At 65.4% G+C, this 14,575-nt stretch carries 14 protein-coding genes; 8 read left to right on the top strand and 6 right to left on the bottom strand.

Annotation, left to right across the window (positions count from 1 at the left end):
* Nucleotides 1-5 precede the first annotated feature (5 nt).
* The 8 genes from AB7008_RS19380 to AB7008_RS19345 are packed head-to-tail and all read left to right on the top strand — an operon-like array spanning nucleotide 6 to nucleotide 8,615.
* The gene (locus tag AB7008_RS19380) at nucleotides 6-1,598 is read left to right on the top strand and encodes a xanthine dehydrogenase family protein molybdopterin-binding subunit (RefSeq protein ID WP_304493652.1); all 1,593 of its coding nucleotides are present in this window, start codon (nucleotides 6-8) and stop codon (nucleotides 1,596-1,598) included.
* A complete protein-coding gene (locus tag AB7008_RS19375; RefSeq protein WP_304493651.1) occupies nucleotides 1,598-2,620 on the top strand; it encodes a xanthine dehydrogenase family protein molybdopterin-binding subunit in 1,023 nt (340 codons plus the stop codon). Before AB7008_RS19380 ends, AB7008_RS19375 begins: the two co-directional genes overlap by 1 nt.
* Before the next feature lie 8 nt (nucleotides 2,621-2,628).
* Nucleotides 2,629-3,510 carry an AAA family ATPase gene (locus AB7008_RS19370; protein WP_304493650.1) on the top strand — a complete coding sequence of 294 codons (882 nt, stop codon included), beginning with the start codon at nucleotides 2,629-2,631 and terminating at the stop codon, nucleotides 3,508-3,510.
* Nucleotides 3,507-4,628, top strand: coding sequence for a vWA domain-containing protein (locus tag AB7008_RS19365; protein WP_304493649.1), 1,122 nt, complete (start codon nucleotides 3,507-3,509; stop codon nucleotides 4,626-4,628). Before AB7008_RS19370 ends, AB7008_RS19365 begins: the two co-directional genes overlap by 4 nt.
* Nucleotides 4,625-5,509, top strand: coding sequence for an amidohydrolase family protein (locus AB7008_RS19360; RefSeq protein WP_304493648.1), 885 nt, complete (start codon nucleotides 4,625-4,627; stop codon nucleotides 5,507-5,509). The genes AB7008_RS19365 and AB7008_RS19360 overlap by 4 nt, the downstream gene beginning before the upstream one ends.
* 30 nt (nucleotides 5,510-5,539) lie before the next feature.
* Entirely contained in the window at nucleotides 5,540-6,388 is an 849-nt protein-coding gene (locus AB7008_RS19355; protein WP_248882371.1) for an MBL fold metallo-hydrolase, read from the top strand.
* Between the two features lie 22 nt (nucleotides 6,389-6,410).
* Nucleotides 6,411-7,985, top strand: a complete 1,575-nt coding sequence (locus tag AB7008_RS19350; RefSeq protein ID WP_441259313.1) for an isochorismatase family protein — start codon at nucleotides 6,411-6,413, stop codon at nucleotides 7,983-7,985.
* A 3-nt stretch (nucleotides 7,986-7,988) separates the two neighbouring features.
* Nucleotides 7,989-8,615, top strand: coding sequence for an FMN-dependent NADH-azoreductase (locus AB7008_RS19345; protein WP_441259312.1), 627 nt, complete (start codon nucleotides 7,989-7,991; stop codon nucleotides 8,613-8,615).
* 71 nt (nucleotides 8,616-8,686) lie between these two features.
* Here AB7008_RS19345 and AB7008_RS19340 read toward each other — a convergent pair whose 3' ends face one another.
* Genes AB7008_RS19340 through AB7008_RS19315 form a run of 6 tightly spaced genes read right to left on the bottom strand, consistent with a single transcriptional unit; the run spans nucleotide 8,687 to nucleotide 14,552 of the window.
* Entirely contained in the window at nucleotides 8,687-9,736 is a 1,050-nt protein-coding gene (locus AB7008_RS19340) for a LacI family DNA-binding transcriptional regulator (RefSeq protein WP_441259311.1), read from the bottom strand.
* Nucleotides 9,733-10,377, bottom strand: coding sequence for a ThuA domain-containing protein (locus AB7008_RS19335; protein WP_441259310.1), 645 nt, complete (start codon nucleotides 10,375-10,377; stop codon nucleotides 9,733-9,735). The genes AB7008_RS19340 and AB7008_RS19335 overlap by 4 nt, the downstream gene beginning before the upstream one ends.
* Before the next feature lie 10 nt (nucleotides 10,378-10,387).
* Nucleotides 10,388-11,485 carry a Gfo/Idh/MocA family protein gene (locus AB7008_RS19330; protein ID WP_441259309.1) on the bottom strand — a complete coding sequence of 366 codons (1,098 nt, stop codon included), beginning with the start codon at nucleotides 11,483-11,485 and terminating at the stop codon, nucleotides 10,388-10,390.
* Between the two features lie 22 nt (nucleotides 11,486-11,507).
* Nucleotides 11,508-12,356: a carbohydrate ABC transporter permease gene (locus tag AB7008_RS19325; RefSeq protein ID WP_441259308.1), complete on the bottom strand. Its 849-nt coding sequence runs from the start codon at nucleotides 12,354-12,356 to the stop codon at nucleotides 11,508-11,510.
* On the bottom strand, nucleotides 12,349-13,290 hold the full coding sequence (locus tag AB7008_RS19320; protein WP_441259307.1) for a carbohydrate ABC transporter permease: 942 nt from the start codon (nucleotides 13,288-13,290) through the stop codon (nucleotides 12,349-12,351). The genes AB7008_RS19325 and AB7008_RS19320 overlap by 8 nt, the downstream gene beginning before the upstream one ends.
* Before the next feature lie 2 nt (nucleotides 13,291-13,292).
* Nucleotides 13,293-14,552 (bottom strand): extracellular solute-binding protein, encoded by a 1,260-nt coding sequence (locus tag AB7008_RS19315; RefSeq protein WP_441259306.1) that lies wholly within the window; start codon nucleotides 14,550-14,552, stop codon nucleotides 13,293-13,295.
* Nucleotides 14,553-14,575: the final 23 nt, after the last annotated feature.

The raw sequence follows: 14,575 nt of genomic DNA, 5'->3' as shown, positions 1-14,575 counted from the left end.
CTGTCATGCTGGAACTGCGCAAGGACATTTTCGCCGACGAGCGCGACGACAATCTCAATGAGATCGGCAAGGGCACGCAGCGCCAGGACATGCTCGGCCATGTCACGGGCACGTCGAGCTATTTCAACGACCACAAGCTTCAGGGCATGCTGCATCTGAAGGTGGTCCGCTCCACGCAGGCCCATGCGCGGTTGCGCCATATCGACACCACGGAAGCAGAACGCTCGTCCGGCGTACGCCGGATCATCCGCGGCGCCGACGTGCCGCGCAATCTCAACACGCTTCTCAGCCTCATCAACTTCGGCAAGGACGACGAGCCCACGCTGGCGGCGGACAAGGTCCGCTACAAGGGCGAGCCGGTCGTCGCCATCGTCGCGGACAGCGAGCGCGAGGCGTTCGAGGCCATCGCAAAGGTGCGGATCGACTACGCGCCACTTCCGGTTGTGCTCGACGTCGAGGACGCGCTCAAGGCCGGGGCGCCCGTCGTCAACGAGACCTATCCGAAGAACGCCTTCATCTATCACGACGTCCATGATCACCAGAAGCTGCGCTTCGGTGATGCCGACGCCGCGCTCGTGACGGCCGACCATGTGCTCGAACAGCGCTACCAGATGTCTCCGATCGAGCACGCGCCGACCGAAACCAATGGCGCGATTGCCGCGCCCGACACCAATGGCCGCTACGTCGTCTACACCTCGACGCAGGCGCTGTTCTTCTCGGTCGACACCTGCGCCAAGATCCTGGACCTGCCATCCAACACCTTCCACTTCATCGGCGGCACGGTCGGCGGCGGCTTCGGCGGCAAGGTGGATACGCTGACCGAGCCGCTCGCGATCCTGGGGGCGATTCTGACCGGGCGTCCCGTCCGCTACGTGTTCGGACGTGAGGAGGAGATGCAGTACGGCCCGCCCCGCGGCGCCGAGCGGATCTACATCAAGGACGGCGTGATGCGCGACGGCCGCATCGTCGCGCGCAAGATCCGCGCCTATTTCGATAGCGGCGCCTATACGCGGCTGTCCAGCTACGCCGCCGTGAAATGCGCCGCGCATCTGCCCGGGCCCTACACGATCCCCAATGTCTATGGCGACGTCTATTGCGTCTTCACCAACCGGACGCCCGCGACGGCGATGCGCGGCTTCGGGGTCACCGCGATGGATTTCGCGATCGAGTGCCAGATGGACAAGCTGGCGAACCTCGTCGGTATGGACCCGATGGAGTTCCGGATTCTCAATGCCTATCGTGACGGCGACATGAAGGCGCATCGGCGCGAAGCCAAGAACACCGCGCTGATCGAATGCGTCCAGGTCGCCGCCGAGAAGGCGAAATGGCCGATCCGCGAGGAGTTCAAGCGAGCGTCGTCGCGCAAGGACGGCGGCGGCAGCCGCGCCGTGATCCCGCCGACACCTACGGATTCGCGCAGCCGGCCGGCCGCGCCAGTCCAGCAGCGCACCAGCTATGACCGGCTCCCGCCCACTGTCACCCGCGAACCACCGCGCGAGCCGCCGCCCCCTGCGCCGTCACCACCTCCACCGCGGCCGGCCGCGCCCTCGCATGGCGCGCCCCGCTTCTCCTCCGTGTTCGGCACCAGGAGGCGCTGATGACCCGGCATCGCGGACGCGGCATGGCGTCGATCAACTATCCCATCGGCATGAATCTCGGCGGCGATCCCAGCCAGGCGCTGGTTCATTCCAACCCGAGCGGCAAGTTCACGGTGGCGCTGTCGTCGATCGACCTCGGCCAGGGCATGAAGTCGGTGACGCGGCAGATCTGCGCGGAGACGCTGGGCGTTCCCGTCGAGGACGTCTATGTCGATACCGCGGATTCCGACACCGGTCCGCATTGCATGGGCTCCTTCGCCTCGCGCGGCACCCATCGCGTCGGCAATGCCGTGATGGCCGCGGCGCGCGAGGCACGCGGCGTGATGATGGAGGCGGCAGCCGAGGAGCTCGAGGTCAACGCCGCCGATCTGGAAACCGACGGACGCGGCAACATCCACGTCAAGGGTGCGCCGCATCGCTCGATCTCGACCAAGGACGTCGCCATCGCCGCCCAGTTCAAGCAGGGCAAGACCATCTCCGGCCGCGGCATATTCCTCGTGCCTCTGTCCAACGTCGACCCCGAAACCGGCGAGATGTCGCCGGCGACCTGCTACGCCCATGCCTGTCTCGTGGCGGAGGTCGAGGTCGACGACGAGACCGGTGAAGTCGCGATGGTCCGCATGGACTCCGCCTATGAGCTCGGCCGCGCACTCAATCCACGCCTGGTCGAGCAGCAGCTCGTCGGCGGCGCCTGGATGGGCATCAGCCACGCGCTCTACGAGACGACGGAGCCTCACTATCCCGACCCTGCCCACGGCCCCCGCGACTTCGTCGAATATCTGATGCCCGGCCCGGGCGATATTTGCCCGCACGATATCGCCGTGCTGGAGCGCCCCGCGCCGGATGGCCCGTTCGGCGCCAAGGGACCTGGCGAGATGTGCGCCAATCCCGTGCTGCCGGCTGTCGCGAATGCGATTTTCAACGCCGTCGGGGTGCGCATCGACGATCTGCCGATTACGCCGGAAAAGGTGCTGCGCGCGATCAAGACCCAGGGCGGCGCGCGGCCACAGGCGCGACGCTGAGACTGGCCATGGCAGTTCGCAGCAACATCGTCGGCATCGACAACCCCGAAGCGCTGGAGAAGGCGCTTCGGGCGGCCTATTACCTCGCCGATGAAGGGCTCGCGACCGCGGCCTATCTCGGCCTTGCCCTCGGCAAACCGCTCCTGCTCGAGGGCGCCCCCGGCGTCGGCAAGACCGAGGCCGCGAAAGCCATCGCCGCCGTCCTCGGCCGCCGCCTCATTCGCCTGCAATGCTACGAGGGCATCGACGCCTCGGCCGCGCTCTACGAGTGGAACTATCCACGCCAGATGCTCGCGATCCGCCAGGCCGGCGACGAGAGCATCGACATCTATGGCGAGACGTTTCTGATCGAGCGGCCGATGCTGGCGACGCTCCGCGCACCCGACTCCACCGTGCTGCTGATCGATGAGATCGACCGCGCCGATCAGGAATTTGAGGCGTTCCTGCTCGAATTTCTCTCGGACTTCCAGATCTCGATCCCCGAACGCGGCACGGTGCGCGCGGCCGAACGTCCCGTGGTGGTGCTGACCTCGAACCGGACGCGCGACCTGCACGAAGCCCTGCGCCGCCGCTGTGTCTATCACTGGATCGACTATCCCACCGAAGAGCGGGAGGCGCGTATCGTGATGCTGCGGGCCTCGAGCGTCGCCGAGGCGACCGCGCGGGCCGTCGTCGCGGCCGTCGGCAAATTGCGCCGCGAGCCGCTCAGCAAGGCACCGGGCATCGCGGAAGCCGTCGACTGGGCTGAAGCGGCGACGCTCCTTCACAAGGGCGGTGCGCGCTGGCCCGACGCCTTCAAGCGCTCGATCGGCGTGGCGCTGAAGGACGAGGAAGACCTGCACCTCATCTCGCCCCGGCTCGACATCATGCTCGCGGAGGCAACCGCATGAGCACCGAGCCGGAGCTTCCGCGTGCCGCCCGCATCTTCGTCTCCTTCGTCGCGCTGCTGCGCGCCAACGGCTTCGCCGTCGCGCCCGAGCAGACCACCTCCTATCTCGCCGCGATCGAGCTGCTCGGGCCGCGCGACCTCAACGACATCAGGCAATCGGCGCTGGCCACGCTCGCCCCGCCACCCGAGCGCCGCACGACCTTCGACCGGCTGTTCGACCTGCACTTCCGCGGCAGCGAGGCCATCGAACATGTCGATGACGGCGAGGACGACGAGACTGTCCGGCTCCAGGACGAGGGCCGCGGTGAACAGGAACCCCTGTTCTCCGATGAAGCCAACGAATCCGGCCTCGCCGCGACGCGCACCGAGGCGCTGGTGGAGCGCCGCTTCGCCCAGCTCTCCACCACCGACGCGCACCGCCGCCTGGCACGCGAGGCCTCCCGGCGCCTGCCGCAGCGTCGCGGCCACCGGCGCATGCGCGCCCGCCGCGGGCCGTTTGCCGACCTTCGCCGGACCCTGCGCGACAGCGTGCGGAGCGACGGCGAGATCCTGCGGCTCGGGCACCTGAAGCGTCGCCAGCGCCGGCGAAAACTCCTGCTGCTGATCGACGTCTCGGGCTCGATGAAGACGCGCACCGAAGAGAACATGAAGCTGGCGCATACGCTTGTGCAGGCCGCGCCCAACGTCGAGGTCTTCACCTTCGGCACGCGGCTGACCCGCGTCACCCGCCCGTTGCGTCTCAAGCGTCGCGAGCAAGCGCTGAGCGCGGCGGCGCACCTCGTCAGCGACTGGGATGGCGGCACCCGCATCGGCGACGCGCTGCAGGCCTTCCTCGCGGTGCCGCGGTTCGGCGGTTATGCGCGAGGCGCGGCCGTCATCGTCGTGTCGGACGGGCTGGAGCGCGGCGAACCCGACGCGCTGCGCGACGCCGTGGTAAAGCTGTCGCGGCGCGCCTGGCGCGTGAGCTGGCTGACGCCGCTCGCGACGGGCCCCGACTTCCGCCCACAGACCGAGGCGCTGGTGGCCATCGAGCGTTTCGTCGATGATCTCGTGGATGGCGGTTCAAGCGCGTCGATTGTCGCGCACATTCTGACGTTGGGACGGAGGAGAACGGCGTGAGCGACATTGTCGACGGCCATCATCACATCTGGCGACAAGCCGACCTGCCCTGGCTGACCGGTCCGATGCAGCCGCGCATCTTTGGACCTTACGAACCGATCCGTCGCGATTATCCGATCCGGGAATATCTCGACGACCTCAAGGGCACCGGCGTCACCCGTTCGGTCTATGTCCAGACCAACTGGGCCAAGGACCGTTTCGAGGACGAGACAGCCTGGGTCCAGCAGACTGCCGACGAGCACGGCTGGCCGCATGCCATCGTCGCCTACGCCGATTTCGCCGTCGACGACGTGCGACCGCAACTCGATCGCCTGAAGCGCTATCCGCTCGTGCGCGGCGTGCGCATGCAGTTGCACTGGCACGACAATCCGCTCTATCGCTTCGCGGCCAAGCCAGATCTCTGCGTCGATCCCATGGTCCGCCGCAACATCGCGCACCTGGCCGACTACGGCTGGAGCTTTGACCTCCAGGTCTTCACGCCGCAGATGCCGGATGCAGCGCAGCTCGCCGAGTCCTGCCCGAGGGTGACCTTCATCCTCCAGCATGCCGGTATGCTGGAAGACCTCTCGCCGGCGGGCCGGGCCGCCTGGCGCGCCGGGATGGCCCGGCTTTCGGTCTGTCCGAACGTGGTCTCAAAACTCTCGGGGCTCGGCACCTTCATCCATCGCAACGATCCCGCGCACATCGCGGCCGTCCTTACCGATACCGTCGCGATTTTCGGCGCGGAGCGCTGCCTGTTCGGTTCCAATTTCCCGATCGAGAAATTGTGGACCAGCTATCAGGAGCTCGTCGCCGCCTTTCGTGCGGCGGCCACTAAGCTGACGACCCAGCAGCAGGACGCAATTTTCAGGACGACGGCAACGCGCGTCTATCGGCTTTGACAGACAAGAACAGAACAGAGAGGGAAACGAATGGCGCTGGAGATCAAGATCCTGGACTATGGCGATATCGAGCTGGAATCGAGCTTTCTGGTTCTCGGCCGCGACTGCGGCCGCACCCGCCGCGTCCTCACCCTCGGCTTTCTGATCCTCGGCGGCAAATATCCGGTCGTGGTCGATACCGGTTACCGCTCCAACCAGATCATGGAAACGCTGGGGATGCGCGGCCTACAATACCACGAGAACATGATCGAGAACCAGCTCGCCCGCCACGGCGTACGCATGGGCGACGTCCGCTTCGTCTGCCACACCCATCTGCACATCGACCACGCCGGCAAGGACGATCTGTTTCCGATGAATACGACCGTCGTCCTCAACCGGAAAGAACTCGAATATTCCGTCTCCGGCTTGATGCATCCGCAATATCCGGCGCCCGACATCAAGCATCTCATCGACCGACTGCACACCAAGAGTGCGCTGCGCTTCCTCGACCTCGAGATCACAGGTCCTATCGAGCTGATGCCCGGCGTCTATTGTGATGCCGCCAACGCCCACACCGAGGGCTCCATGAACATCATCGTCGAGACCGCCGACGGCATTGCCACCATCTGTGGAGACGTGATCTACGATTTCAACGACCAGATCGTCACGCCCTTCCACGAGATTCACGACTGGGAGCCGCGGACGACCGGCAACCACGGCACCACCAAGCGGGCGGAGAAGGCGTCGATCAAGAAGCTGCTGAGCAATTCGCGCTATCTGCTGCCGGTGCACGACAGGCCGGCCAAGATCGAGGGCGGCATGGTCGTCGGCCGTCTGCACGACCAGGTCCCCGGCCCGATCGTGCAGTCGCTGCCCGCGCGGAACTGGTTCCCTGCCTGACGTGAGCTGAGGATATCGACCGATGACACACGTCACCTTGCGTTCCGAATTCGAGACCCTGATCGACCCCTACGCGCCGGTCGCGCAGGTCGGCACCGGCTTCGACTTCACGGAAGGGCCGATCTGGCATCCGGTCGATCATTATCTCCTGTTCTCGGACATGCCGGGCGACGTGCGGCGGCGCTGGGATGCCAGGCGCGGCGTCGCGGAGGTCAAGCGCCCGTCGAATAAATGCAACGGCATGACCTATGATGCCGAGCTCAATCTGATCGTCTGCGAGCACGCGACCTCGTCGCTGATCCGTGAGCGGCCGGACGGGCGGCGCGAGGTGCTGGCCTCGCACTTCCAGGGACAGGAGCTCAACAGCCCCAACGACGTCTGCGTGCACTCCTCCGGCGCGATCTATTTCTCTGATCCCTGGTATGGCCGCATGCCGGTCTATGGTGTTGAGCGGCCGCGCCAGCTCGGTTTCCAGGGCGTCTATCGCGTCATGCCGGGCGGCGAGCCCAAGCTCGTGGTGGACCGCAATTTGTTCGACCAGCCGAACGGGCTGTGCTTCTCGCCCGACGAGAAGCTGCTCTATGTCAACGACACCGTGCAGGCGCTGATCCGCGTATTCGACGTCAACGGCGACGGCTCGCTGTCGAACGCGCGCGTGTTCGCGAGCGGCATCCGCTCCGAGCTGGAGCCGGGCCTGCCCGACGGCATGAAGTGCGACCAGCATGGCAATGTCTGGGTCACCGCGCCCGGTGGCGTCTGGGTCTATTCACCGCGCGGCGAGCTACTCGGGAAAGTCCGCGTGCCCGAGCTCGTGGCCAACCTTGCCTGGGGTGGCCCGGATTTCCGCACGCTCTATTTGACGTCTACGCATTCGGTCTACGCGATCCCGACCAAGGCCGGGCCGCGTCACGAGCCCTATATGAGCGGCAAACGCGGCAGCGGCGGTGCAAGCGCCGGCCCCGCCTCTGCAGCGCCCATCCTCGCCGACGGCGAGATGCGGCTCGATCCGAGCCGCTGCGCCATGATCATCCAGGATCTTCAGAACGACGTCATCATGGATGGCGGCGCGTTCGCCGAGTCAGGCGCACCGGGTCATGCGAAACAACAGCATGTGGTCGAGAACGTCCGGCGCTTGGCGGAGACAGCGCGCGCGCGTGGCGTCGCCATCATCCACGTCTGGTTCGTGGTCGAGCCCGGCGCCCCCGGCGTGACGCTGAACGCACCGCTATTCGAGGGTCTCGTCGACAGCAAGGCGATGGTGCGCGGCAGCTGGGGCGCCGCTCCGGTCTCCGGCCTCGAGCCGCGGCCCGGCGATTTCGTCGTCGAGAAGATGCGGATGAGCGCCTGGGAAGGCACCCGGCTGGAGACGATCCTGAAAGCCACTGGCCGCGACATGATCATCAACACCGGCGCATGGACCAACATGTCGGTCGAGCACACCGCACGCACCGGCGCCGACAAGGGCTATTTCATGATCGTGCCGGAAGATTGCTGCTCGACCATGAATGCCGACTGGCACTCCGCCTCGATCAACTTTGCCATGCAGAACGTCGCCGTCGTCACCCGGGCGGATGCCGTCATCAGAGCGCTGGGATGAGTGGTGGCAAAGCTTTTGCACCTCTCCTGCTCGCCCCGCGCCGACTCCGAGTCGAGCGCCGGCGCGCGCGTCTTTCTTGACGGATTTCGGCAGGCCCGTCCGGACTGGGATATCGACGTCGTGGATCTCTGGCACGAGCGGCTGCCGGAATTCGCAGGTCCCATCGTCGAGGCCAAATATGCGCGGATGAAGGCGCAGCCCTTCAACGACGCGCAGCGCGACAGCTTTGCCGAGGCCGAGCGGATGGCGCTGCGGTTTTCACTGGCCGATCGGGTGCTGATCTCGACGCCGATGTGGAACTTCAGCATTCCCTACAAACTCAAGCAATGGTTCGACGTCATCGTCCAGCCCGGGCTCACCTTTCGGTTCGACCCCTCCCTGGGATATCTCCCGCTGCTGAACGACCGGCCGACCACGGTGATTCTCGCCAGTGGCAGCGATTTCGCCACCGGAATGAACCGCGGGCGCGTCGACATGGCAACGCCTTACCTGCGGGAAATTTTGCGCTTTATCGGCATCAGCAATGTCCGTTTCGTGCCGATCGGGCCAACCACCGGGCCGCAACAGCCCATCGAGGCTGCCCGCGAAAGAGCCCATCGGCACCTCGCAGCAATGGCGGCGAACTTCTGAGCGCCGTTGAGGCCGCTGCGGCACTTCGCGACATCTATCGAAGCGAGCTGCGCATCACCTGCGAACGCGACTCACGGCAGGTTGTCCCGCAGAAAAATGTCGATGCGGATGCGCTCCTGGTCGGGGCTGATGGGCTCACCCGAACAATGCGCGAGCAGAACTCGCGCCGCAGACCGCGCCTCGTGACCGGGATCCTGGTTGATGATGGCATCGAGCGTGCCGCGGACCAGGAAGCGCCGCGTGTACTGGGTCAGTTCGTGCGTGATCCAGACCACCTCACGCGCGCGGCCCGAGCCCTCCAGCGCACTGGCGATGCCGCGGTTCCCGGCGCCGCAGCAGTAGATGCCGCGGAGATCGGCGTGGCGCGCCAGCAGCGCGGCAGTGAGCTCCCGCGTGCGCTCGCTGTCGTCGCGGCCTTCGATTACCGGCAGCGCGAGCAGGTTCGGATACTCGCTGGACAGGATCTGGTGGAAGCCGAACTGCCGCTCGGTGTGATCGCGCAGCGACAACGATCCCGCGATCACGGCAACCTTCCCCTCGCGGCCGGCGAGGAAACGTCCCATCAGCGTTGCCGCGGTTCGCCCCGCGGCGGGGTTGTCGATACCGACATAATGCAGCCGCCGCGAACTCGGCGCGTCCGACACAAGGGTCACCACGGCGACCCCGCGCGCGGCGAGCTCGTCGATCGCGGCGCGCACCCTGGGGTGGTCCAGCGCGATGACGGCGACGCCCTGATAGGCCGGCGACAGGTTTTCCAGCGCACCGGCGAGCACATCCGGATCGAACACGTCGACATGGAGGATATCAATGAAGCCGCGGTGGCCGGCGAGCCAGTCCGCGGTGCGCTGGACCTGCTCGGCCAGGTTGGTCATGAAGCTGTTGCTGCCGCTCGGCAGTACGAAGGCAAAGCGGAACGTCTGCCCGCGGGCGAGGCGCGCGGCCGCGACGTCGCCCCGATAGCCGAGTTTTGCCACCGCGGCCTCGACACGTGCGACGGTCTTGGCGCGCACGCCCTCGCGCCGGTTGACGACGCGGTCGACGGTTGCGAGCGAAACGCCCGCCGCACGCGCGACGTCCTCCAGCGTGGCGCGAACCACCGGCTGCGTCGCACCGGCTGTCATTCCCGCGCCGCCCACAGCATGCCGCGGGTCATCAACGTTCGGATCTCCGGTACGTCGAGCTCGTAAGCGCGGTGGCCGAGCGAGGAGTAGAACACCCTGCCCGCGCCGTATCGCTTCTTCCAGACCACAGGCATCACCACGCCGTCGATCCAGGGCGCGTGCTCGCCGGTGAAGGTCGTCGTCGCCAGCACCTCGATGGCGGGGTCGACATGCATGTAGTACTGCTCGGAACGATGCTCGAAACTCCTCAGCCCCTTCATGATGGGGTCATCCGGCTTCGTCAAGTCGACCTTGTAGTCGATGATGTTGCCGGGATGCGCGACCCACTGCCCGCCGCACAGGAACTGGTAGTCGACGGACTCGCGGAACGCATCGCACATGCCGCCATGATGCCCGGCCAGCCCGACGCCGCCACGCACCGCCGCGCAGAGATTGAGCGCTTCCGCCTTCTCGATCTTCGACATGGTGTAGATCGGGATGATCAGCGACAAATCGTGGATCGCAGGATCGGCGAAAGCCGCCGTCGTGGTCTCGAACCGGACCTCGAAGCCTTCCGCCTTCAGCCAGCCGCGGATCATCGAGGCGCAGAGATCGGGGTCGTGTCCCGGCCATCCGCCCCATACAATCATTGCCTTGCGCATGGTCATTCCCTCAGTCGATCTGTCCGGTTTCACGTCCGGCCGGCAGCATTGCCGGCCGCTCGACGCAGCTGCCGATCTTGACGCGGCGTCCTTCGTCGGCGGAGGTCTGGAACGCCTCCATCACCTCGAGCACATGGAAAGCGAGCGCACCGCTGGCGCGATGCGGGCGGTCGTTCAGGATCGCGGAGGCCATGTCGGCGACACCGATGGAACGAAACTCGCCGTCGACATGACCGTGGGTCAACGGCACCGGCTCCCATTCACCGCCGGTCTTCGCGACCTGCACCTCGCCGCCGAACCGGTTCGGGTCCGGCACCAACATACTGCCCTGGTCGCCATAGATCTCGATCGGCGCGTGCCGGTGCTTCGGTACGTCGAAGCTCATCGCGATCGAGACGACCGCCCCGCTCTCGAATTCGAGCGTTCCGGCGACATGGGTTGAAACCTCGACCGGGATAAGGGTGCCGTTCATCGGCTGGCTGGTGACCAGCCGCTCGGATTTCGGGCGCGCGGTCGAGCCCATCACACTCGCGACGGGGCCCAGCAGCTGCACGAGATCCGTGATGTAGTACGGCCCCATGTCGAGCATCGGCCCGCCGCCGCGAAGGTAATAGAAGCCCGGCGACGGGTGCCAACGCTCATGGCCGGGACAGCCGAAGAAGACGCTGCCTGCGACCGGCGTGCCTATCGCGCCATCGTCGATCAGCTTGCGTGCGGTCTGGTGCCCACCGCCAAGGAACGTATCGGGCGCGCAGCCGACGCGAAGGTCCTTCTGCGCGGCGAGATCCATCACCTTGCGGGCTTCCGCGACGTTGATGCCGAGGGGCTTCTCGGAATGAACGTGCTTGCCGGCGTTCAGCACCGCGAGGCTGACGTCGGTGTGGGCGAGTGGCACCGTGAGGTTGATGACGATCTCGACATCCTCTCGCTTGAGCAGTTGGTCGACCCGCATCGCCGGCAGCCCGAAGGCGGCGCCCTGCCGCTCTGCCGCATCGCTGCGCATATCGGCGAGCGCCTTGATTTCCATGACCGGAAAGCGCTGGGCCGCCTTCAGATAGGCGGTGCTGATATTGCCGCAGCCGATGATTCCGATGCCGACTTTTCTCATTGTGATCTCCGTAAGGTATCGTTCATCCCTTGACCGCGCCTGCGGTGAGACCGGCGACGATGTGTTTCTGCGCCAGAAGAAACAGAATGATGGTGGGCAGGATGGTCAGCGTGATGAAGGCCAGGATCAGGTGCCACTCGGACGAATACTCGCCCTGATAAACCATGATGCCGAGCGGCCAGGGATAGAGCGCATCGGTGTTGAGCATCACCAGCGGCAACAGATAGGCATTCCAGCTGTTGACGAAAGTGATGGTCCCGACGGTCGCCAGGATCGGTCGCGACAACGGCAGCGTCACATAGCGGAAGAATTTGATGTAGCTGCAGCCGTCGACCAGCGCGGCCTCAAGCAGCTCATAGGGAATGTCCTTGAAGAAACGCCGCAGCAGCAGCACGCTCATCGCGAGGCTGAAGGCCACCTGCGGCAGTGCCACGCCAAAATAGGTGTCGAGCAGCCCGAGATCGCGCACCTTGATGAACAGCGGCAGCACCGCGGTCGCGGCCGGAAACAGCAGGCCGAGCGTCAGGTAGCTCAGCAGCATCGATGAGCCGTAGAACCTGACATGGGCGAAGGTGAACGCCGCCATCGAGGCGACGATCAGGGTCAGGGTCACCGTGAGCGTCGAGATGATCAGCGAGTTGCGCAAGAGCTGCCAGTAGCGCGTGGAGAACAGGATATCGGCATAGTTCTGCCACTCCCAGTGACGCGGCAGGCCGAACGGATTGACGCGCAATTCGCCGAGCGACTTGAAGCCGCCGAGCAAGGTCGCGAGCAACGGCACCAGCACGAAGACGGCAACGACGGCGAGGAACAGCGCCTTGAAAATCACGGCGGGATCGAGCGGGGCGCGGGTGGTCTCGGTGTTACTCATCGCGCATGAACCATCGCTTGTACGTGAAGGCAAAGGTCACGCAGATCGTGAACAGGATGACGCCGATGGCACTGCCATAGCCGACCCGCATGCGGGAGATGCCGTTGTTGTAGAGAAAGCTCACCATCGTGTTGGAGGAATCCGCGGGCCCCCCGCGGGTCAGCGGCATGACGAGGTCGAACAGCTGCAGCGAGCCGACGATGGCGAAGAACACCGAGAGGCGAATCGTCGGATAGAGCAAGGGGATGACCACGTGTCGCAGGGCCTGCGACCGCGTCGCGCCGTCGATGCGCGCGGCCTCGATCAGGCTCTTGTCGAGGCCCTGGAGCGCCGCGATGAACAGCATCATGTGGAAACCGAAGTACTTCCAGACGACTACGATCAGCACGGCCAACATTGCCGTATCGGTCGAGGCCAGCAGATGCGGGGGCTCGGCGCCGAAGGTACGCCAGATCGAGGCGACAAGGCCGTAATCGCCGTCATAGACGAAGCTGAAGATCAGCCCGGTCGCGATCTCGGCCAGGATATAAGGCATGAAGAACAGCATGCGCAGCGCCACCGCCCCGCGAAAGCGTTCGGCGAGCATCAAGGCCAGCGTGAGCGCAAGCGGCAGCTGGATGGCGAGCGAAACAGCGATGATCAGCCCGTTGTTGCGCAGCGCGAGCCAGAAGGCGCGTGTCTCCAGCACGAAACGGTAATTGTCGAAGCCGATCCAGTTGGTCGGCCTGCCGAATCCGTTCCAGTTGAAGGCCGAGTACCAGGCCGCCTCGCCAATCGGCAGCACCACGAACAGCGTGAACAGCAGCAGCGCCGGCGGCAGGAACAGGATCAGGACCGTCAGCCTGCCGTCCCAGCTCGGGCCGCGCTCGACGACCTGCGGGACCAATTCGCCGGCGACGTCCATCGCCGACACGCTCGCAGCCCTACGCGCCACCGTCAGTTACCCTGCTTCCACGCCGCCTCGATCGCCTTGGCTGCGTCTTGCGGGCTCATACTGCCGCCGGCGATCTCGGCGGTGACGTCGTTGACGACGCGGCCAACCGAGGGGCCGAGGCTCTGGTCATAGAAGTTCTGGTGGTAGTTCGACTTCGCCAGATTGGCCGCGATCAGCTTCATGAAGGCGTTGTTGAGACCGGCATCCGCGCCCTGCACCACCGGGATGATGAAGTTGCCCGCTGCAAGCCGCGTCTGCACGTCCCTGGAGACGAAGTATTTCAGGAAATCGACGGCCTCCTTCGGCGATCCCTTCGTGATCAGCCAGCCGGTGATGCCGCCGAGCGTATCGGTTGGGGCGCCCTTGCCACCGGCCACGACCGGGAAGTCGAACCAGCAGATCTTGTCTTCGCTCAATCCGACCTTGTCGGCGGCAAGCGCGCGCTGCAAATGATAGACCGTGCTGATGGCGAGCGTCATCGCCGCCTTGCCATCGCCGAAATAGCCGACCGCCTGCGGATTCTTGAAGCCGAGGAAACCGTTCTGGAACGGCTGCAGATCGACGAGTTGCTTGAACAGTTCGCCGGACTTCTGGAAGGTCTCGCCGGCGAAGCCACCATTCTCGCCGCGCAATGCAGCGTCGAAGGCCGGCCTACCGCCGACGCGCACCGCAAGATGCGTCCAATAGAAGTGCAGCGGCCATTTGTCGGCGCCGCCGACCACGATCGGCGTCACGCCGGCGGCTTTCAACGTTTTCACCGCGACAAGCAGATCGTCCCAGCTCTTGATCCCTGCGGGATCGACCTTTGCCTTGGCCATCAGCTCCTTGTTGCAGAGGAAGCCAACCTGCGACAGCGCGGTCGGAAGACCGTAAACGCGGCCGTTGGCTGTGAAGGCGGCGAGCGCTGCCGGCGTGAGGCTGTCGCTGTAGCCCTTCACCTGATCGGTGATGTCGTCGAGGACACCAGCCTCGATCTGTGTCTTCAGGACGCCGCCAGCCCAGCTGTAGATGATGTTCGGCCGGTCCTTGGATTGCAGGATGGTCGGCAGCTTGGCCTTGTAGGCCTCGTTCTCGAGGAACTGCATCTCGACCTTGATGCCGGGATGCGACGCCTCATAGGCCCGCGCAACCTCCTCCCAGATCTTTACCTGCGCCGGATTGGCCTCGATGTGCAGCCACTTGACCGTCGTCTCGGCCGCGGCGGAGTTGGCCCAAAGGAGGCATGCGGCGGCGGCGAGTCCCAGCTTCCCGAGCAGTCTCATCACATTCCTCCCAACCGGCTCTT

It is taken from the genome of Bradyrhizobium sp. 521_C7_N1_3 (genome assembly GCF_052075975.1).
GTDB lineage: Bacteria > Pseudomonadota > Alphaproteobacteria > Rhizobiales > Xanthobacteraceae > Bradyrhizobium > Bradyrhizobium japonicum.
Note: the sequence above shows the minus strand (reverse complement) of the source record. Positions and strands in the feature narration are given on the sequence as shown.